At 71.7% G+C, this 18,440-nt stretch carries 20 protein-coding genes; 12 read left to right on the forward strand and 8 right to left on the reverse strand.

Annotated elements, in window-relative coordinates; all coding sequences use genetic code 11:
* Positions 1–88 precede the first annotated feature (88 nt).
* Together OG625_RS14075 and OG625_RS14080 are read left to right on the forward strand one after the other, a co-directional pair.
* Positions 89–1,774 (forward strand): chitinase, encoded by a 1,686-nt coding sequence (locus OG625_RS14075; protein WP_329390659.1) that lies wholly within the window; start codon positions 89–91, stop codon positions 1,772–1,774.
* A gap of 111 nt (positions 1,775–1,885) precedes the next feature.
* Positions 1,886–3,223, forward strand: a complete 1,338-nt coding sequence (locus tag OG625_RS14080; RefSeq protein ID WP_329380035.1) for a M14 family metallopeptidase — start codon at positions 1,886–1,888, stop codon at positions 3,221–3,223.
* A gap of 68 nt (positions 3,224–3,291) precedes the next feature.
* Here the strand turns inward: OG625_RS14080 and OG625_RS14085 are convergent, their stop codons facing one another.
* Both OG625_RS14085 and OG625_RS14090 read right to left on the reverse strand, forming a co-directional pair.
* Positions 3,292–3,711 (reverse strand): RidA family protein, encoded by a 420-nt coding sequence (locus OG625_RS14085; RefSeq protein WP_329380039.1) that lies wholly within the window; start codon positions 3,709–3,711, stop codon positions 3,292–3,294.
* Positions 3,708–4,454: an IclR family transcriptional regulator gene (locus OG625_RS14090; protein WP_329380044.1), complete on the reverse strand. Its 747-nt coding sequence runs from the start codon at positions 4,452–4,454 to the stop codon at positions 3,708–3,710. Before OG625_RS14090 ends, OG625_RS14085 begins: the two co-directional genes overlap by 4 nt.
* Positions 4,455–4,874: 420 nt before the next feature.
* On the opposite strand from OG625_RS14090, the gene OG625_RS14095 reads away from it, so the two are divergent.
* From OG625_RS14095 to OG625_RS14105, 3 genes are read left to right on the forward strand one after another with little or no spacing between them, the layout of a single operon-like run.
* The gene (locus OG625_RS14095) at positions 4,875–6,155 is read left to right on the forward strand and encodes an amino acid deaminase (RefSeq protein WP_329380047.1); all 1,281 of its coding nucleotides are present in this window, start codon (positions 4,875–4,877) and stop codon (positions 6,153–6,155) included.
* Positions 6,156–7,787, forward strand: coding sequence for an N-acyl-D-amino-acid deacylase family protein (locus OG625_RS14100; RefSeq protein ID WP_329380050.1), 1,632 nt, complete (start codon positions 6,156–6,158; stop codon positions 7,785–7,787).
* A gap of 17 nt (positions 7,788–7,804) precedes the next feature.
* Entirely contained in the window at positions 7,805–8,812 is a 1,008-nt protein-coding gene (locus tag OG625_RS14105; RefSeq protein WP_329380053.1) for a YdcF family protein, read from the forward strand.
* A 96-nt stretch (positions 8,813–8,908) separates the two neighbouring features.
* Here the strand turns inward: OG625_RS14105 and OG625_RS14110 are convergent, their stop codons facing one another.
* On the reverse strand, positions 8,909–9,094 hold the full coding sequence (locus OG625_RS14110) for a hypothetical protein (protein WP_329380056.1): 186 nt from the start codon (positions 9,092–9,094) through the stop codon (positions 8,909–8,911).
* A gap of 158 nt (positions 9,095–9,252) precedes the next feature.
* Between OG625_RS14110 and OG625_RS14115 the strand changes: the two genes are divergently transcribed.
* Both OG625_RS14115 and OG625_RS14120 read left to right on the forward strand, forming a co-directional pair.
* Positions 9,253–9,696 (forward strand): nitroreductase/quinone reductase family protein, encoded by a 444-nt coding sequence (locus OG625_RS14115; protein ID WP_329380059.1) that lies wholly within the window; start codon positions 9,253–9,255, stop codon positions 9,694–9,696.
* A gap of 119 nt (positions 9,697–9,815) precedes the next feature.
* Positions 9,816–10,199: a DUF6083 domain-containing protein gene (locus OG625_RS14120; RefSeq protein WP_329380061.1), complete on the forward strand. Its 384-nt coding sequence runs from the start codon at positions 9,816–9,818 to the stop codon at positions 10,197–10,199.
* On the opposite strand, the gene OG625_RS14125 is transcribed toward OG625_RS14120, so the two are convergent.
* Positions 10,183–11,139, reverse strand: a complete 957-nt coding sequence (locus tag OG625_RS14125) for a GlxA family transcriptional regulator (protein ID WP_329380064.1) — start codon at positions 11,137–11,139, stop codon at positions 10,183–10,185. The two genes, OG625_RS14120 and OG625_RS14125, sit on opposite strands and share 17 nt — an antisense overlap.
* A 141-nt stretch (positions 11,140–11,280) precedes the next feature.
* Between OG625_RS14125 and OG625_RS14130 the strand changes: the two genes are divergently transcribed.
* Positions 11,281–11,901, forward strand: coding sequence for an MBL fold metallo-hydrolase (locus OG625_RS14130; RefSeq protein ID WP_329390661.1), 621 nt, complete (start codon positions 11,281–11,283; stop codon positions 11,899–11,901).
* A gap of 3 nt (positions 11,902–11,904) precedes the next feature.
* Here OG625_RS14130 and OG625_RS14135 read toward each other — a convergent pair whose 3' ends face one another.
* Together OG625_RS14135 and OG625_RS14140 are read right to left on the reverse strand one after the other, a co-directional pair.
* Positions 11,905–12,381 carry a macro domain-containing protein gene (locus OG625_RS14135; RefSeq protein WP_329380067.1) on the reverse strand — a complete coding sequence of 159 codons (477 nt, stop codon included), beginning with the start codon at positions 12,379–12,381 and terminating at the stop codon, positions 11,905–11,907.
* 605 nt (positions 12,382–12,986) lie between these two features.
* On the reverse strand, positions 12,987–13,586 hold the full coding sequence (locus OG625_RS14140) for an alpha/beta hydrolase (protein ID WP_329380070.1): 600 nt from the start codon (positions 13,584–13,586) through the stop codon (positions 12,987–12,989).
* A 90-nt stretch (positions 13,587–13,676) separates the two neighbouring features.
* Here OG625_RS14140 and OG625_RS14145 point away from each other — a divergent pair, with 90 nt between their 5' ends.
* Positions 13,677–14,279: a TetR/AcrR family transcriptional regulator gene (locus OG625_RS14145; RefSeq protein WP_329380073.1), complete on the forward strand. Its 603-nt coding sequence runs from the start codon at positions 13,677–13,679 to the stop codon at positions 14,277–14,279.
* On the forward strand, positions 14,276–14,842 hold the full coding sequence (locus tag OG625_RS14150) for a dihydrofolate reductase family protein (RefSeq protein ID WP_329380076.1): 567 nt from the start codon (positions 14,276–14,278) through the stop codon (positions 14,840–14,842). The genes OG625_RS14145 and OG625_RS14150 overlap by 4 nt, the downstream gene beginning before the upstream one ends.
* Positions 14,843–14,848: 6 nt before the next feature.
* Here the strand turns inward: OG625_RS14150 and OG625_RS14155 are convergent, their stop codons facing one another.
* Positions 14,849–14,995 carry a hypothetical protein gene (locus OG625_RS14155; protein WP_329380078.1) on the reverse strand — a complete coding sequence of 49 codons (147 nt, stop codon included), beginning with the start codon at positions 14,993–14,995 and terminating at the stop codon, positions 14,849–14,851.
* Between the two features lie 304 nt (positions 14,996–15,299).
* Here OG625_RS14155 and OG625_RS14160 point away from each other — a divergent pair, with 304 nt between their 5' ends.
* Together OG625_RS14160 and OG625_RS14165 are read left to right on the forward strand one after the other, a co-directional pair.
* Entirely contained in the window at positions 15,300–16,511 is a 1,212-nt protein-coding gene (locus tag OG625_RS14160) for a pyridoxal phosphate-dependent aminotransferase (protein WP_329380081.1), read from the forward strand.
* A gap of 158 nt (positions 16,512–16,669) precedes the next feature.
* The gene (locus tag OG625_RS14165; protein ID WP_329380084.1) at positions 16,670–17,068 is read left to right on the forward strand and encodes an SCO4983 family protein; all 399 of its coding nucleotides are present in this window, start codon (positions 16,670–16,672) and stop codon (positions 17,066–17,068) included.
* Between the two features lie 130 nt (positions 17,069–17,198).
* On the opposite strand, the gene OG625_RS14170 is transcribed toward OG625_RS14165, so the two are convergent.
* Positions 17,199–18,308 carry a DNA polymerase III subunit beta family protein gene (locus OG625_RS14170; RefSeq protein ID WP_329380086.1) on the reverse strand — a complete coding sequence of 370 codons (1,110 nt, stop codon included), beginning with the start codon at positions 18,306–18,308 and terminating at the stop codon, positions 17,199–17,201.
* Positions 18,309–18,440 lie beyond the last annotated feature (132 nt).

Consider the following 18,440-nt stretch of genomic DNA (forward strand, 5'->3'; position numbering starts at 1 on the left):
TTGTGAGCGGGGTGCCCCACTCACCCTGACATCCCTTCACTCCCCCCACGGAGCCCACGTGAACCGCATACGCTCCCTCGTCCTGCCCATGGCCGTCGCCCTCGCCGCCGGCGGCCTCACGGCCCTCGCGACCGGTACGGCACAAGCCGCGGACGTCAACGTCGCCCGCAACGGAGGCTTCGAGTCCGGCCTCGCCAACTGGTCCTGTTCCGGCGGGAGCGGCGCCTCCGTCTCCTCGCCCGTCTTCGCCGGAGCCGGCGCCCTCAGGGCCACCCCGGCGGGCCAGGACAACGCGCGCTGCAGTCAGACCGTCACGGTCAAGCCGAACTCGACGTACACGCTGAGCACGCAGGTCCAGGGCAGTTACGTCTACCTCGGCGCGACCGGCACGGGCACGCAGGACGTGTCCACCTGGACCCCCGGCTCGGGCGGCGGCTGGCAGAAGCTCTCCACCACCTTCACCACCGGCGCCAACACCACCCAGGTCACCGTCTACACGCACGGCTGGTACGGCCAGCCGGCCTACGTCGTGGACGAGTTCAGCGTCTTCGGCCCGGACGGCGGCGGGCCGACCGACCCGGGGCCGTCCATCCCCGGCGCCCCGTCCGGGACCGCCGTTTCCGGCCAGAGCTCCGGCGGGCTCACCCTTTCGTGGGGCGCGGTCAGCGGGGCCACCGGCTATTACGTGTATCAGGACGGCGCCCGGGTCAGGACCGTGACCGAAGCCTCCGCGCAGATCACCGGACTCGCCGCCTCGACCTCGTACTCCTTCCAGGTCAGCGCCTACAACGCGGCCGGCGAGGGCCCGAAGTCCGCGGCGGTGACGGGCACCACGACCGGCACCGGCCCGGGTCCGGGTCCCGGCCCGGGTCCGGGTCCCGGCCCGGCCGTCCCCAAGCACGCGCTGACCGGCTACTGGCAGAACTTCGACAACGGGGCGACCGTCCAGAAGCTCTCCGACGTCTCCGCGCAGTACGACATCATCGCCGTCTCCTTCGCCGACGCCACGGCCACGCCGGGTGCCATCACCTTCAACCTCGACTCGGCCGGCCTCGGCGGCTACACGGTGGCCCAGTTCAAGGCCGACATCGCCGCGAAGAAGGCGGCCGGCAAGTCGGTGATCCTCTCCATCGGCGGCGAGAAGGGCACCATCTCCGTCAACGACTCCGCCTCCGCGAACAACCTCGCGAACTCGGCGTACGCGCTGATGCAGGAGTACGGCTTCAACGGCATCGACATCGACCTGGAGAACGGCCTGAACCCGACCTACATGACGCAGGCGCTGCGCGCGCTGTCGGGGAAGGCCGGCTCCTCGCTGGTCATCACGATGGCCCCGCAGACGATCGACATGCAGTCCACGCAGGGCGGCTACTTCAAGACGGCGCTCAACATCAAGGACATCCTCACCGTCGTCAACATGCAGTACTACAACAGCGGCTCGATGAACGGCTGCGACGGCAAGGTGTACTCCCAGGGCTCGGTGGACTTCCTCACCGCGCTGGCCTGCATCCAGCTGGAGGGCGGCCTCGACCCCTCCCAGGTGGGCATCGGAGTCCCGGCCTCCCCCAGCGGCGCGGGCAGCGGCTACGTCTCCCCGACCATCGTGAACAACGCCCTGGACTGCCTCGCCCGGGGCACGAACTGCGGCTCCTTCAAGCCGTCGAAGACCTACCCGGGACTGCGCGGCGCGATGACCTGGTCGACCAACTGGGACGCCAAGGCGGGTAGTGCTTGGTCGAACTCGGTGGGTCCGAAGGTGCACGGGCTCCCGTAGGCGGTAGGTGTGGGGGTTGGCCGAATCACTGCCCTTGACCGGGACATGCCACGAGAGCACGCTGTGCGGCATCCGCACGGCTACCCCCACACTCCCCACCCAGGAGAACGCATGCGGCTCCTCCACACCCGCCGAAGGGCCGCCGTCACGGCGGCCCTGCTGGCGCTCGCGCTGGGCGCACCCGCCTACGGCATGAGCGCCACGGCATCCCCACCGCCCACCCCGTCCACCGCCACCCAGGACGAGGCCATCGTCCAGTACGAGATCCACGGACCGGAAACGGCCGCCGAGCGCACGGCACTGCTCCGTACCGGCGTCTCCATCGACGAGATCGACGGCCACACCGTCGTCGTCAGCGCCGACACCATGCAGGCCAAGCAGCTGCGCACGCTCGGCTACAAGCTCACCCCGCTGCCCGGACCACCCGACCGCTCCCTCCCCGGGATCGCGGCGAGCCCGATGGACTTCCCCTCGGCGGACTCCAGGTACCACAACTACGCCGAGATGACGGCCGAGATCAACCAGCGGGTCGCCCAGTACCCCTCGATCATGAGCAAGAAGGTGATCGGGAAGTCGTACCAGGGCCGGGACCTCGTCGCCATCAAGATCAGTGACAACGTCGCGACGGACGAGGCCGAGCCGGAGGTGCTCTTCACGCACCACCAGCACGCGCGCGAGCACCTGACCGTCGAGATGGCCCTCTACCTCATCAACGAGTTCGGCTCGAAGTACGCGACCGACGCGCGCGTCGCGAACGCGGTCAACGGCCGCGAGATCTGGATCATCCCGGACCTCAACCCGGACGGCGGCGAGTACGACATCGCCACCGGCTCCTACCGCTCGTGGCGCAAGAACCGCCAGCCCAACGCCGGCTCCTCGTACGTCGGCACCGACGAGAACCGCAACTGGAACTACAAGTGGGGCTGCTGCGGCGGCTCCAGCAGCAGCCGCAGCTCGGAGACCTACCGGGGTCCGGCGGCGGAATCGACGCCCGAGGTCAAGGCGGTCTCGGACTTCGTCCGCAGCCGGGTGGTCGGCGGCAAGCAGCAGATCAAGGCCGCGATCGACTTCCACACGTACAGCGAGCTGGTGCTGTGGCCCTTCGGCTACACCTACAACGACACCGCACCGGGACTGACCGCCGACGACCTCGCCGTCTTCAAGAAGATCGGCACGAACATGGCGAACAGCAACGGCTACACGCCGGAGCAGTCGAGCGACCTGTACATCACGGACGGGACGATCGACGACTGGCTGTGGGGCGACCAGAAGATCTTCGGCTACACCTTCGAGATGTACCCGGAGAGCGGCGGCGGCGGCTTCTACCCGCCGGACGAGGTCATCGACCGCGAGACCGCGCGCAACAAGGACGCGGTGCTCCAGCTGCTGGAGAACGCGGACTGCATGTACCGCTCGATCGGCAAGGAAGCGCAGTACTGCACCGCGTGAGGTGACGCGACGCGCGCACGGATCCGGGGGCGCCCCACCGCCAGGGGGGCGCCCCTCTCGTCCGCCCTCTAGCCGAGTACGGCGAGGGCGTCGATCTCGATCAGCAGCCCGGCCGGCAGCCCGACGTACACCGTGGTGCGGGCGGCGGGGGCCTCTTTCAGCCCCTGCTCCTCGAAGTAGGCGTTGTAGATGCCGTTCATCTCGGCGAAGTGCGCGGCGTCGGTGAGGTAGACGCGGATCATCATCACGTCGTCCCAGCCCGAGCCGCCGGCCTCCAGCACGGACCGGACGTTCTCCAGAGTCTGGAGCGTCTGCTCGGCCAGGGTCGGCCCGGCGGGGGTGGGCGGCTGCCCGTCCACGTGCGGGAGGAAGCCGACCTGGCCGGCGACCTGGAGGAGGTTGCCCTTGCGGACGCCGTGCGAGAACTTCGCGGGCGGGGTGGTGTGGGTGTCGGGCGTGACGGCGACCTTGTAGACCTTCTCTGTCACGTGCTCTCTCCTGAGTAGTCGCGGCTGATGGCTTCGGCGGTACGGAGTACGAGGGGCAGCAGTTCCAGCAGCCCCTCGGCGCTGACGACCACACTGGGCGCGGAGACCGACAGCGCGGCGACGACCCGCCCGTCCGGCCCGTACACGGGCGCGCCGAGGCAGTTCAGGGACTCCTCGTGCCCACCGAGATCGGTGGCCCAGCCCTGTTCCCGTACTTGGTCCAGCTCGCGCAGGAACGCGTCGGCGTCCGGGGTCGAGCGGGCGGTGTGGCGGGGGTACTCGATGCGGGCGGCGAGCGCGCGGCGCTCCGGTTCGGGGAGGTCGGCGAGGAGCAGCTTGGCGACGGCGGCGACGGTGAGGGGCACGGGGCGGCCGATGCGGGAGTACATCCGGACCGGGTAGCGGCTGTCGACCTTGTCGATGTACACGACCTCGTCGTCCTGGTGAAGGGCGAGGTGGACGGTGTGGCCGGTGGCCTGGTTCAGCTCGACGAGGTGGGGGTGGGCGATGTCCCGGACGTCGAGGTTCTCGATGGCCTCGGCGGCGAGCGCGAAGAGCTTGGACCCGAGTCGGTATCGGCCGTCGGGCTGGCGGTACACGAATCCGTGCTGGTCCAGGGTGCGGAGGAGGCGGAGGGCGGTGCTCTTGTGCACGCCGAGGGCGGTTGCGACCGCCGTGAGGCCGGCCGGGCCCTTCGCGAGCAGCGGCAGCACCGCGAGTGCCCGTTCCACGGACTGGCTCATCCTGCGTCCTCCCGTCCCGTCGCGTCCCGTCACAACAACCGGCTCCGCCGGCCCTGGGGCTCCGCCCCAAGACCCCGCGCCTCAAACGCCGGCGAGGCTGAATCGCGCGGCACCGCTGCCGGGGGCCAGCCCCCGGACCCTCCCCCAGCTACCGCTGGGGCACCCCCAGCGCCTCAAACGCCGGCGGGCTGGGATTGCCCTGCGGGCAATCCAGTCCCGCGCTGGCTTGCGCTGCGCGCAGATACAGCGGACGCCAGCCAAAATCCAGCCTCGCCGGCGTTTGAGGCGCGGGGTCTGGGGCGGAGCCCCAGTGCACGGCCCGCGCCCGGCGTTGACCCGCCGTCACCCCGGATGTTAGACAGCGTGCAGCGGTATCCGCAATGACCGTTGCACACAGCGCAACCCCCGGGAGGCACCCTCATGGCCAGCGACCCCGTCACCGCACTCGCCGACGAACCGGTCGACCACCGGTTCAAGGGCCTCCCCCCGGACGCCCAGGCGGCCGGCCTCACTGTCGGGCAGCTCGCGCAGCAGCGCCGCGGGATCCATACCGGCGGGTTCACCACCCCCGTACTCACCCTCGACGCCGCCGCGCTGGAGCACAACCTCGCCGCCCTCGGCACGTACGCCGCCCGGCACGACCTCGCCTTCGCGCCGCACGGCAAGACCTGCATGTCCCCGCAGCTGTTCCTCCGTCAGCTGGAACACGGCGCGTGGGGGATCACCGCCGCCGTCCCGCACCAGGCCCGCGTCTACCGCGCCTTCGGGATCCAGCGGATCTTCCTCGCCAACGAGCTCGTCGATGCGGCCGCCCTGCGCTGGGTCGCCGGCGAGCTCGCCTCCGACCCCGACTTCCACTTCGTCTGCTACGTCGACTCCGTGCGCGGGGTGCACCTCATGGACCGGGCCCTGCGGGACGCGCCCGCCCGCATCGACGTCGTCGTCGAGCTCGGCGCCGGTGAGGGCGCCCGCACCGGGGCCCGCAGCGACGAAGACTGCCGGGCCGTCGCCGACGCCGTCGCCGATACCCCCACCCTGCGCCTCGTCGGCATCGCCGGTTACGAGGCCGAGGTGCCCGACGCCGACCCGGAGCGCGTGGCCGCGTACCTGCGCCGACTGACCGCCCTCGCCGTCGAGTTCGACAAGGCCGGGCGGTTCTCCCCCGACCTCGAGGAGATCGTCGTCAGCGCCGGCGGCTCCGCCTGGTTCGACGCCGTCGCCGACGTGTTCGCCGAGCTCCCGGAGCTCTCCCGCCCCCTGCTGAAGCTGCTCCGCTCCGGCGCGTACGTCTCCCACGACCACGGCTGGTACACCCGCCTGACCCCCTTCAACCGGCACCCCGAGGAGGGCGGGCTACGCCCCGCGTTCCGGCTGTGGACCCAGGTCGTGTCCCGGCCCTCCCCCACCCAGGCCTTCGTCAACGCCGGCAAGCGCGACATCGCCTACGACCTCGGGCTCCCGGAGGCCGAGCTGGTCCGGGACGCCCTCACCGGCGAGGAGCGGCCCGCCGGCGGCGTCCGCGTGGTCAAGCTGTCCGACCAGCACGCCTGGCTGGAGACCGACTCCGCCGACGACGTGCAGGTGGGCGACTGGGTGGCCCTCGGGATGTCCCACCCGTGCACCATCTTCGAGAAGTGGCCGCTGATCCCGGTGGTGGAGGCCGACGGCACGGTCACCGACTACGTGCGCACCTTCTTCTAGATGGACCTGGTCATCCGCGGGGCCCGCGTCGTCGACGGCACGGGCGGGCCCTCGTACACGGCCGACGTCGGCGTGCACGAGGGGCGGATCGTCGAGATCGGCCGGATCGCGGCCGGCGGCCGGCGCACCCTCGACGCGTACGGGCTCGCCCTCGCCCCCGGCTTCGTCGACATGCACGCGCACAGCGACCTCGCCCTGCTCCGCGACCCGGACCACAGCGCGAAGGCCGCCCAGGGGGTGACCCTGGAGGTGCTCGGCCAGGACGGCCTCTCCTACGCGCCCGTCGACGACCGCACGCTCGGCGAGGTGCGGGCCGCCATCGCGGGCTGGAACGGGCCGGGGGACGACGTCGACTTCGACTGGCGCACGGTCGGCGAGTACCTCGACCGGATCGACCGGGGCGTCGCGGTCAACGCCGCGTACCTCGTGCCGCAGGGCACCGTCCGCGCGTACGCCCTCGGCTGGGACGACCGCCCGGCCACCCCGGGCGAGCTGGACCGAATGCGCTCGCTCGTCGCCGACGGCCTCGCGCAGGGCGCCGTCGGCATGTCCTCCGGGCTCACCTACACCCCCGGCATGTACGCCTCCGGCGCCGAACTGACAGAGCTGTGCCGGGTGGTGGCCCGGTACGGCGGCTACTACTGCCCGCACCACCGCTCGTACGGCCGCGGCGCAATCGCCGCCTACGCCGAGATGGTCGCCCTGACCCGGGAGGCCGGCTGCGCCCTGCACCTCGCGCACGCCACCATGAACTTCGGCGAGAACGAGGGCCGGGCCGGCGAGCTGCTGACCCTGCTCGACGAGGCCCTGGCGGCGGGCGCCGACATCACCCTCGACAGCTATCCGTACACCCCCGGCTGCACCACCCTCGTGGCCCTGCTGCCCAGTTGGGCGAACGAGGGCGGCCCGCAGGCGGTCCTGGCCCGGCTGCGCGACGACGCGCAGGCCGAGCGGATCCGGTACGCGCTGGAGGTCGAGGGCGCGGACGGCTGCCACGGGGTGCCGGTCGACTGGTCGACGATCGAGGTCTCGGGCGTCACCGACCCGGCCTTCACCCCGTACGTCGGCACGCGCGTGGCCGGCTGGGACACCGCCCGGCGGCTGCTGCTCGGCGACCGGCTCGCGCCGACGATCCTCCAGCACGTGGGCCACGAGGAGAACGTCCGGGCGATCATGCGGCACCCCGCCCACACCGGCGGCTCCGACGGGATCCTCCAGGGCGCGAAACCCCACCCGCGCGCGTACGGCACCTTCCCGCACTACCTAGGCCACTACGTCCGCGAGCTGGGCCTGCTCTCGCTGGAGGAGTGCGTGGCGCACCTCGCCGGCCGGCCGGCGGCGCGGCTGCGGCTGCCCGACCGGGGGCTGGTCCGGCGGGGCCACCGCGCGGACCTCGTCCTCTTCGACCCGGAGACGGTCGCGGCCGGATCCACGTACGAGAACCCGCGGGTGCTGCCGACGGGCATTCCGCACGTACTGATCGACGGGCGCTTCGTCATGCGCGACGGGCGCCGCACGGACGTCCTGGCCGGACGCTCGGTGCGCCGCACGGCCGGCACGGCCGGCACGCCCGGCACGGCCGGCACGCCTACTCGCACTCGTACACGTACTCGTACTCGTACACAAATCTGACATTTACGATGGTCGGCATGGTCGCCTTCGCCCTCGCCGCCGTGTTCTTCCTCGCCCTGTGCCTGAGCGCGCGAGAGGACCGCCGCCGCTTCCGCAACGCCGTGCTGTTCGGACTGACCTTCATCTCGCTCTCGGTCGCCCTGCTCCTCCAGCTCGACAAGGTGCCGAACTGGGTGGCGTACCCCATCGTCCTGGCCGTCTTCGCCGTGCCCACGCTCGGGACCCTGGCGCTCGGCGTCTTCCTGATCGGCAACGGCGTGACCATGGTCCGCAAGGAGGGGCGCCGCCCGGCCAACCTGCTGTCGATGCTCGCGGGGCTGGGGATCTTCGGGATGATCGCGCTGCTGATGGTCGTCCAGATGGCCGGCTCGCGCGTCCTCGACGGCATCGTCGGCACGCTCGCCGTGATCGTCGCGTACATATCCTTCCTCTTCCTCTGCTTCCTCGGGTACGCCTTCCTCTACGGGCGGATCAGGGTGCGCGGCGACGTCGACCACGTGGTCATGCTCGGCTCCGGCCTGATCGGCGGGGACCGGGTGCCGCCGCTGCTGGCCTCGCGGCTGCGCAAGGGCCAGGACATCTACGAGGCCCAGCTGGCCCGGGGCGGCCGGCCGCCGGTGCTGCTGCCGTCGGGCGGCAAGGGCTCGGACGAGAAGGTCGCCGAGGCGCGGGCGATGGCGGACTGGCTGATCGCGCAGGGCGTGCCGGCGGAGCACATCACGCTGGAGGACCGGTCGACGACGACCGAGGAGAACATGCTGTTCAGCCGCGAGATCATGACGGCGGACGACCCGGGCTACCGGTGCGTGGTGGTCACCAACAACTTCCACGCCTTCCGGGCCGCGATGATGGCCCGCAAGGCCGGGGTGAACGGGCAGGTCCTCGGATCGCCCACGGCGAAGTACTACTGGCCGAGCGCGACCATCCGCGAGTTCGTCGCGGTGTTCTGGGAGCACAGGGCCGTGAACCTGGGGATCTGCGGGCTGCTGATCGCCCTGGGCACGGCGGCCACGCTGACGACCTGAACGGGCCGTACGCGCCCCTCACGCCGCACGGCCCCGTGCCCGGGGACCCGGGACGGGGCTGTAGGCAGCGGCTGCCGGCTACGGGTACGGCTACGACTACGGCAGGTACCGCTCGATGACCTGCGGGCCCTCCTTCTCGATGAGCCGGCGCGCCCTCTCGACCCGCTCCGGAGTCGGGTCGTGGCCTGTCGCCATCACGAGGTCTTCGGGGTCGTACGGCCGGTCCCCGCCCGTGTGGAGCCGGTCCGACCGGGTGGGCTGCTCGTCGGGTTCACTGACCATCGCGTACCTCCTACGGTTTCCCCTGGCCCCATACTCCGGCCAGGTCGCCATGAACGCACTTCGGACGGGTCCTGCGGACGTGCGGTACGGGCCGGCCGCATCCAGAATCGATGAATGCTCGTTAGCCGCCCGGGGGCCAAAACCCTAAGGACAGGTAAATGCACGCACTCGACGTCGACTGGGACCACCCCTCGGACCCGCCGCCCGGCCCGCGGCTCGACCACGTCCGCGCGTACGTGACCACGGCGGGCGCCGACGGACACCTCTGGCACGGAGTCCCCACCCTCCTGCTCACCACGCTCGACCGCGCCACCGGCCGCACCTCCCGGACCCCGCTGATCTACGGCGAGGACGCGGACCGGCTGATCGTCATGGCCGCCGGCTACGGCGCCCCGGACCATCCCGCCTGGTACCGCAACCTCACCGCCCACCCGGAGGTCCGGCTCCAGGTGGGCGCCGCTCTCTTCACGGCCACGGCGCGGACGGCCACGCCGGCGGAGCGGGAGACGTACTGGGAGATGATGACCGGCCTGTGGCCCCCGTTCGAGGAGGACCAGGAGCGGACGGCCCGCGAGATCCCGCTGGTGATCCTGGAACGCTAGACGTGGCGCCGCGCCCCGCCGCCACCCGTTCGAGCACCACCCGTTCGAGTCATCCATCGGCCGGCGGCTGGCGCGGACGGTCCTCCATCCGCTGGCAACAGAGCGGTAAAGGGGGATGGTTGAACACGAACACCCGTGAGCAGGAGCAGGGCGACCACGGCCGCCCGCTCCTCCTCGGACAGGTCCTCGCCGACGCCCTCGTGACCGTCGTCCGGCAGCCGCAGCGCTCTCAGGAGCGGCGGCAGCCCGACGCGCGCGAGGGCCGGCCCGCCGTCTGCAGGCTGTGCGGCGAGGCCGCCTACTGGCACAGGACGGTCCGCGGCAAGTGGCTCCTCGTAGAGCCCGGCGAGCAGCCCTGCCACCTCGTACCGGCCGGCAAGCGGTGGCGCATCGCGGGCGACGGCACCGCCGTGAACCTCGGCGCCGCCATGCCCGCGGACACCTGCCGGGTCAGCCACTTCGACGTGTGCACGGCACGCCGGGCGGCTACGGGAGGCGGGTGAAGGAGCGGCGGTAGACCCGGGGCGGCACGCCCCGGCGGCGTACGAACTGCTCCCGCAGCACGGCCGCGCTGCCGAAACCGACCCGGCGGGCGATCTCCTCGACGGGCAGGTCCGTGGTCTCCAGGAGCTCCTCGGCGCTGCTCAGGCGCAGGTTCAGCAGCCAGGCGTGCGGGGTGGTGCCGGTCGCGGCGGCGAAGCGGCGGGCGAAGGACCGCTTGCTCATCATGGCGCGCCGGGCCAGTTCCGCGACGGGCAGCGGCTCGTCGAGGTGCGCGCGGGTCCAGGCCAGCACCTCGGACAGCCGCTCGTCCTGGCAGTCCGCGGGGACGGGGGCTGCCAGGTACTGGGCCTGCCCGCCGTCGCGGTGCGAGGGCAGTACGAGGTCCCGCGCGATGGCGTTGGCCGTCGCGGCCCCGTGCTCCCGCCGCAGCAGGTGCAGACAGAGGTCGAAGCCGGCGGCGGCGCCCGCGCCGGTGGCGATCCGCCCCTCGTCGACGTAGAGGGCGTCGGCCTCGACGGCCACGTCCGGGTGCCGGTCGGCCAGCAGCCCGGCGAAGCGCCAGTGGGTGGTGGCCCGCCGCCCGTCGAGCAGCCCGGCGGCGGCCAGCGCGAACGCCCCGACGCAGTGGGCGGCGACGAGCGCGCCGCGCGCGTGCGCGGCCGACAGGGCGTCGAGCACGGCGGGCGGGGGCGGTGTGCGGAAGTCGGCCCACGGCAGGGCGATCACCAGATCGGCGCCGGCCAGCCGCTCCAGCCCGTACTCGACGGCGACGGGCACCCCGACATCGGTGACCACCGCCCCGGGCCGCTCGGTGCACAGCCCGAAGTCGAACCGCGGCAGCCCCGCCCCGCGCACCCCGAACACCTCGGCGACGATCCCGACGGCGAGCATGCCGACCCCGGGCGGGGCGTAGGCGGCGACGGTGGCGAAAGGGAGCATGCGGGGAAGTCTGCCAAATGCGGCTGGCACGATTCCCGCGATCAGTGGCAGCTGTGCCACTCGTGAACGCGGCTTCCCGCGGCCAGGATTGAGCACATGACGAAGACGCAGACGGACACGCAGACGGCCACGCTGACGGACATGCCGGCGAACACCCCCGCGGACGCCCCCACGGACGCACCGCTCGGCCGCACCGCCACCTACACGATCCTGACCACCGGCTACACCCTCTCCACCGGCCCCGGAGTCGCCGCCACCGTCTCCTACGTCTCCGACGGCGACCGGCACGTGATCGTCGACCCCGGCATGGTGGCGAGCCGCGACCGCATCCTCGGCCCGCTCGCGGAACTCGGCCTCGGCCCCGACGACATCACCGACGTCATCCTCAGCCACCACCACCCGGACAACACCATGAACGTGGGCCTCTTCGGGCAGGCCCGGGTCCACGACCACAAGGCCATCTACGAGGCCGACCAGTGGACCGACCGCGACGCGGAGGGCTACGAACTCACCCCTTCCCTCCGCCTGATCCGCACCCCGGGGCACAGCCCCGAGGACATCACCCTCCTCGCCGGGACGGGCACGGGCACCGTCGCCTTCGTGGGCGACCTGTGGTGGCGTCCCAACGGCCCGGTCGACGACCCGGTCGCCCCGGACCACGACGTCCTGCGCACCTCCCGCCTCCGGGTGCTGGCCGCCACGGACGTGATCGTCCCCGGCCACGGCCCCGCCTTCCCGGCCGACGAAACGGCGCCGCTGTAGAACCTAGCCGTGGTCGTAGACCGTCACCTCGACGTCGCGCGCACACAACTGCTCTTCGATCAGCGGCTCGATGCGCGACCACTTGCCGCCGGCGAGCCCGCACCCGATGCGCGGCATGTGCACACTGGCCCCGAGCTCGACGGCATGCCCGGCCAGCGCACCGAGGCAGCGCTCCACCGCGTCGTAACGTATCGGCGGCCCGCCGCTGCCGGTCCGTATCCCGCGCTGTCCGACCATGTTGGCGACCCACACATCGGGCTTGACCCGCACCAACTGCACGGCCCCCAGCCCGAAATCGTTCCCACTGCGCCCCCGATGCCACGCCCGGAACGCAGCCTCGGGCTCGGGCCACCGCTTCGAAACGGCCAGCACGAACCCCTTCCCCCACCCGCCGATGTCATTGCACACGTGCGCGATGACCTTGGGCCCCTTGGCCTGCGGGCTTGTGGCGTCTCCGGCGATGATCCTGAGCGGCTGCATCCCCTCACGGTAGGCGCGACCACTGACAACGAGGGGAGAGAGGCGAGGCCGCTTGTGGCGGCTGTTTTCGTCGGCTCCTTCGCCTGACCGCCGTACAGCTCGATATGACCGTCATTTGGGGCCGTTTCCGCCCCGGACGGCGGTCAGACGCCGTCATCGAGAAGCGCGTAGCGATCTGTCGCGGCTTATGACCAGCCACAGACTGCCGCAGACGCCGTCGTGGAGGAGCGCGTAGCGATTTGTGGCGCCTATCGGGGGCTGAGGTGCTTGTGGTCGGTGCTTGGCGGCGGGTGGCCGCCTCCCCGGCCCGGAGACCAGGGCTGACGGTCTCGGGCTCGGGCGCGCCCCCTGCCGGAGCAGGGCCGGACGTCCCTGACCGCCCCGCCCCCGTCCTTTCTCCCCCGGCCCGTTCTTTTGGGGGTTTCCCGGCAGTCTTCGTTTTTCCGGGGCGGGGCGGTCTGTCAAGGGTGGCCGAAGGCCATCGCGAAGCGACGCGACGACGAAGGAGGAGCGCCCTTGACAGGCCGTCACGACACGGAAGGACGATGAGACTGACGGGAAATCCCCAAGCCCTTCCTGATGCCGCCCAGGAGCAGCCGCCGCCCCTACCCCACCGCCCTCACGAACGTGTCCAGTTCGGCCGTCACCCGCTGCAGCACCCCCGCCGACCGGACTGCGTCGCCCGGGATGAGGAGCGCGTGGTCCGCCGACGGGATCTCCACTACGCGGTGCGGGAGTTCACCCGCGACCCGGGCGTCCCAGAGGGCGTCGGCCGTGCCGCCGACCAGGAGGGTCGGGGCCTTGGTGCGGGTCAGGGCGTCCGCCACGCGGGGCGAGGTGAGCAGTGGGGTGAGCCACGCCGCCGGAAGGTTCCGGTCGGCGGCGAAACCGGCGGCGAGGGAACCCAGCGACTTGCCGACGAGCAGGCGACAGGAACCGCCTTCCGCGTCGACCGCCGCCGCGACCTGCGCCTCCACCCACTCCGACCGCTCCGCGGCGGTGAACCCGCGGAACTCCCCCGGGATCCGCCACCACAACTGCTGGACGGTCCAACCGTGCTGGAGCAACACCAGCCGTGCGTAGTCGAGCAGAGGGTGCGCCGGCGAGTAGCCGACGCCCGGGACGATGACCGCGACGCGGTCGGCGTCACCCTCGAAGCGTGTACGGGCGGGCGTGGGTGAGAGGGAGGGCGAGGACGTCGTCATGGCCGCAGGTTAGTCACGATCACTTGCCCGGAGCCCCGCATTTCCGTTTAATAAATGAACAGTCATTCATTTATTCGGAGGTGCAGCCCCGTGCCCGGTCGCCCGCGCGGTATCGACGACGCCGCGATCCTTCACGCCGCCGTCGGCGTCATGGGCCGCACCGGCCCCGCTCGGCTGACGCTGGCCGCCGTCGCCAAGGAGGTCGGGCTGGTGCCGGCCACCCTGTCGCAGCGGTTCGGGTCCAAGCGCGGGTTGCTGCTGGCCCTGTCGGAGCGGGGCGTGGACGAGATCGGGCGCCTCCACGCGCACGTCCGGGCGGAGCACGCCTCGCCGCTGGAGGCGCTCGCCGCGCTGACCGGCGGGGCGTGGAGCGCGGTGGTGACGCCGGAGGAGTTCGCCAACCACATGGCGTTCCTGTGCTCCGACCTCGCCGACCCGGAGTTCCACCGCCTGGCCCTCGCCGCCGAGCAGGCCCAGCAGGCGGCCGTGCGCTCCCTGCTGGCCGAGGCCGTCGCGGCCGGGGAGCTGCGCCCGGACACCGACACCGCCGGGCTCGCCCGCGCCGTCCGGCAGGCAACCACCGGGGCCTCGGTGCTGTGGGCGGTGGACCGGGAGGGGACCCTCACCGGGCGCCGGCTCGACGCACTCGCAGCCACCCTGCACCCCCACCGACCGAAGGAGACCCCCCAGTGAGCAGCACGAGCAGCGTGAGCGGCACGACGACCCCGTCCGGGCGGGCGTTCCGTACCGCCGTCACGATCGGGGTCAGCCTCGACGGGTTCATCGCCCGCACCGACGGCGACATCGAATGGCTGACCTCGTACGCCGAGGAGGAGGTCGGGGACACCGGCTACACCGAGTTCATGGCCGGGATCGACACCCTCGCCATGGGCCGGAACACCTACGAGAAGGTGCTGACCTTCGGCTTCTGGCCGTACGAGGGCAAGCGCGTGGCCGTCCTGAGCACCACGCTGACCAGCGACGACGAGCGGATCACCGTGTACCGCTCCCTCGACGAGCTGCTGGCCGGCCTGACCGCCGCAGGGGCGAAGAGCGTGTACGTGGACGGCGGCAAGGTCGTGCAGACCTTCCTCCGCGAGGGCCTGCTGGACGAGCTGACGATCACCACCGCGCCCGTCCTCATCGGCACGGGCATCCCCCTGTTCGGGGAGCTCGCCGGCCGGGACGTGAAGCTGACCCTCGCTTCGACCAGGGTCCTGGGCGCCGGCTTCACGCAGGCCACGTACACGGTCTGACCGGCCTCACGAGGCGCCGATGTAGATCGCCAGCAGGAACACCACAAACAGCACTCCCGCCAGCATGAGACCCCCGACCAAGGCCATGATCACCGTGCCCACGCGTTCGGCCGTCATGCCGTGGTCCGCCGGCTTCCATTCGTGTTGGTTCATGCCCCAAGCCTCCCCGCCGGACGGGGCGGGCCGCATGAGCACGCGTACTCAGACCGGCACTCAGACCGGCCTCAGACTCGCGCTCGGCGCCGGCACTCAGCCCCGCGAGGTGACGAGCGCAACACCCCCCGCCGCTCCCCCAGCCACCCGCACCCATTCCGCAGGCCGGAGCGCAGGGCGGCCCCGGATTCCAAGGGTGGGCGGCATCGCCACCCTCCCATCGCGCGAAACGGGACATATCACTCCCCTCTCGTTCGGCTGAAATGGCTCGGCGGGCAGCCCGGCGGCCCCGTAAGCTCCCGTCATGCAGGTGATCCAGTCAACGAAACTCGCCAATGTCTGCTACGAGATCCGCGGACCCGTCCTCGAAGAGGCGATGCGGCTCGAAGCAGCAGGTCATCGCATCCTCAAGCTCAACACCGGCAACCCCGCGGCCTTCGGCTTCGAGTGCCCGCCGGAGATCCTTGAGGACATGCTCCGCAACCTGGGCACCGCCCACGGCTACGGGGACGCGAAGGGGCTGCTCTCCGCGCGCCGCGCGGTCATGCAGCACTACCAGACCAAGGGCATCGCGCTGGACGTCGAGGACATCTACCTCGGCAACGGGGTCTCCGAGCTGATCCAGATGTCGATGCAGGCGCTGCTCGACGACGGCGACGAGGTGCTCGTCCCGGCTCCGGACTACCCGCTCTGGACGGCCTCCGTGAGCCTCGCCGGCGGCACGGCCGTGCACTACCGCTGCGACGAGCAGTCCGACTGGATGCCGGACCTCGCCGACATCGAGCGCAAGATCACCGACCGCACCCGCGCGATCGTGATCATCAACCCGAACAACCCGACCGGCGCCGTCTACGACGACGAGATGCTGCGCGGGCTCACGGACATCGCGCGCCGCCACAACCTGGTCGTCTGCTCGGACGAGATCTACGACCGGATCCTCTACGACGGAACCACGCACACCAACACCGCCGCCATCGCGCCGGACCTGCTGTGCCTCACCTTCAACGGGCTCTCGAAGAACTACCGCGTCGCCGGCTACCGGGCCGGCTGGATGGCGGTCTGCGGCCCGAAGAAGAACGCCTCCTCGTACATCGAGGGCCTCACGATCCTGGCGAACATGCGCCTGTGCGCGAACATGCCCTCGCAGCACGCCATCGCCACCGCCCTGGGCGGCCGGCAGTCGATCGAGGACCTGGTGCTGCCGGGCGGGCGGATCCTGGAGCAGCGCGACGTCGCGTACGACCTGCTCACCCAGATCCCGGGCGTCACCTGCGTGAAGCCGAAGGGTGCGCTGTACGCCTTCCCGCGGCTGGACCCGTCGGTCTACAAGATCAAGGACGACCGGCAGATGGTCCTGGACCTGCTGCGGGCCGAGAAGATCATGGTCGTGCACGGTACGGGCTTCAACTGGCCCGAGCCCGACCACTTCCGGATCGTGACCCTGCCGAACGCGAAGGACCTGGCCGACGCGGTGACCCGGATCGGGAAGTTCCTCGACGGCTACAGCCAGCCGTAGGCGGCCCCACCCGGGCCAGCGCCCGAGCCACCGCCCGAGCCCCTGCCCCGTTCATGAAATTTCCGACCTGACACACTCAAGCGATCAACAGGATTGAGCTCAACTTTAGACCGGATCCAATGTAGGATGGTCTCCTGACCCACGCAGGAGGCCTCCTCATGTACGAGCCGATCCGCACGAAGTCGGTCGTCCACCGCATGGGCGCCGCCGCGGGCAACGACTTCCCGCACCGCAGCCGCGGCGAGGCGCTGGACATCCAGCTCGCCGGGCACCTGGCGGCGCTGCTCGCCGTGACGGACGAGCTCGGGCTCACCGAGAGCGCCCGCGAGATCGCCGCCCAGGTCACGCGGCTGCGCGGTGCCGCACCCGCCCGGGCCCCGCAGGCCGCCGAGGCCGGGGACGCCGCGGCCCTGCACCAGCGCGCGCACGACCTCGCCGCCCGCACCCTGCTCGTCGCCGCGTCCCGCGCCGACACCACCGTGGCGATCCTCGCCGCCAAGCACATGGACGCCCACACCGCCGCCATCGAGTCCCTGAACCTGGCCGGCACCCCCTGACGGCCCCGGTCCGGGGCCGCGGAGGCTCCGGACCGGGTGCCATATCCCTGCGGGGAGCTCGGCGGGGCCGTACGGCGACCCTCGGAGCCGCCCGTGCCCTACCGGGTCCGCAGTAAGCGGGTCAGCGGGGTCAGTTCTCCAGGCGCACCGGCATCAGGAGCGAGAACGCGTCCTCGGTGTCGGTCCTGCGGATCGCCAGGGGCGCCGTGGGAGAGCCGAACTCCAGAACCAGCCGGTCCTGGCCCGCTGCCCCCAGGGCGTCGAGCAGGTACTCACGATTGACGGCCACGTGGTCCTGACCCGCGTCCTCGTCTTCCCCGCAGACCGTCACCACGCCGTCGGCCGTCACCCCGAGCACGCTGAGGTCACGGGACACGCCGTCCTGCTCGCCCGCCTCGCTCTCACGGACGGGGCCGGTCCGCAGCGCCTCCCGGAAGGCCGCGACGTCGACGAGGGCCCGGCGCCCCGCCGGCAGCCGGACGAGGCGACGGTAGTCGGGGAAGTCGTGGTCGAGGTGCCGGCCGGCCGTCTGTCGATCCCCCGCCTCCAAGGCCACCCGGTCACCCTCCACGGTGAGAACCACGGTGGGGACCGCGGTCGCGCCGTCACTCAGCAGTGCACGCATCGCGTCGGCGAGCGGGGACGGGACGATGACCTGCACCCGGGGCCCGTCGTGCCCGGTGGCACCGGCGCGTGCGACGGCCAGCCGGTACCGGTCGGTGGCCACGACACGGAGCTCGTCCCCCTCGATGTCGAACAGGATCCCGCCGAGCATCGGCAGCTCGGGGTCGGCACTGGCGGCGAACCGGACGGCGTCCAGTGCCTCGGCCAGCTCGCGTGCGGAGACGGTCGATCGGAGGGTCGTGGTGAGGGGCGTGGTGCGGAGCGAGGTCATGGGGTTCTCCCTGCGTTCGAGTAGTGCTCGGATCGTGGAGAACTCGACGCGGGCATCGGCCAGCCCCGTTTCGAGACGGCGCAGGTGCGCCTGGAGCAGGGTGCGCACCAGATCGGTGTCCGCACCGGACCAGCCGGCCAGTACCAGCCGGATGTCCGCCAACGGCATGCCCGCCCGCCGCAGCCGGGCCAGCAACCGGGACTCCTCCAGCTGCTCGGGGCCGTACCAGCGGTAGCCGCTCACGGGATCCACCCAGGCCGGGACCAGTAGGCCCGCGCCGTCGTAGAACCGCAGGGCGCTCACGCCCAGCCCGCTGTCCCGGGCCATCTCGCCGATACTGCGCATCTCGCTCTCCACACCCGGGACTCTGGGCCCTCCACCAAGTCGAGGGTCAAGAGCGGGCCGACTCGCATCCATGCCGGACAGCATGCCTGCGGGCAGGGCGGCGCGAGGAACCGCAGGTCGGGAGCGGACCGG

Source organism: Streptomyces sp. NBC_01351 (assembly GCF_036237315.1).
Lineage (GTDB): Bacteria > Actinomycetota > Actinomycetes > Streptomycetales > Streptomycetaceae > Streptomyces.

Bases quoted from the DNA above. Each gene is read 5' to 3' on its own strand.
- OG625_RS14075 (WP_329390659.1), top strand. From the start codon at position 89: ATGGCCGTCGCCCTCGCCGCCGGCGGCCTCACGGCCCTCGCGACCGGT.
- OG625_RS14080 (WP_329380035.1), top strand. From the start codon at position 1,886: ATGCGGCTCCTCCACACCCGCCGAAGGGCCGCCGTCACGGCGGCCCTG.
- OG625_RS14090 (WP_329380044.1), bottom strand. From the start codon at position 4,454: ATGAGCCAGTCCGTGGAACGGGCACTCGCGGTGCTGCCGCTGCTCGCG.
- OG625_RS14095 (WP_329380047.1), top strand. From the start codon at position 4,875: ATGGCCAGCGACCCCGTCACCGCACTCGCCGACGAACCGGTCGACCAC.
- OG625_RS14100 (WP_329380050.1), top strand. From the start codon at position 6,156: ATGGACCTGGTCATCCGCGGGGCCCGCGTCGTCGACGGCACGGGCGGG.
- OG625_RS14105 (WP_329380053.1), top strand. From the start codon at position 7,805: ATGGTCGCCTTCGCCCTCGCCGCCGTGTTCTTCCTCGCCCTGTGCCTG.
- OG625_RS14110 (WP_329380056.1), bottom strand. From the start codon at position 9,094: ATGGTCAGTGAACCCGACGAGCAGCCCACCCGGTCGGACCGGCTCCAC.
- OG625_RS14115 (WP_329380059.1), top strand. From the start codon at position 9,253: ATGCACGCACTCGACGTCGACTGGGACCACCCCTCGGACCCGCCGCCC.
- OG625_RS14125 (WP_329380064.1), bottom strand. From the start codon at position 11,139: ATGCTCCCTTTCGCCACCGTCGCCGCCTACGCCCCGCCCGGGGTCGGC.
- OG625_RS14130 (WP_329390661.1), top strand. From the start codon at position 11,281: ATGCCGGCGAACACCCCCGCGGACGCCCCCACGGACGCACCGCTCGGC.
- OG625_RS14135 (WP_329380067.1), bottom strand. From the start codon at position 12,381: ATGCAGCCGCTCAGGATCATCGCCGGAGACGCCACAAGCCCGCAGGCC.
- OG625_RS14140 (WP_329380070.1), bottom strand. From the start codon at position 13,586: ATGACGACGTCCTCGCCCTCCCTCTCACCCACGCCCGCCCGTACACGC.
- OG625_RS14155 (WP_329380078.1), bottom strand. From the start codon at position 14,995: ATGAACCAACACGAATGGAAGCCGGCGGACCACGGCATGACGGCCGAA.
- OG625_RS14160 (WP_329380081.1), top strand. From the start codon at position 15,300: ATGCAGGTGATCCAGTCAACGAAACTCGCCAATGTCTGCTACGAGATC.
- OG625_RS14165 (WP_329380084.1), top strand. From the start codon at position 16,670: ATGTACGAGCCGATCCGCACGAAGTCGGTCGTCCACCGCATGGGCGCC.
- OG625_RS14170 (WP_329380086.1), bottom strand. From the start codon at position 18,308: ATGCGCAGTATCGGCGAGATGGCCCGGGACAGCGGGCTGGGCGTGAGC.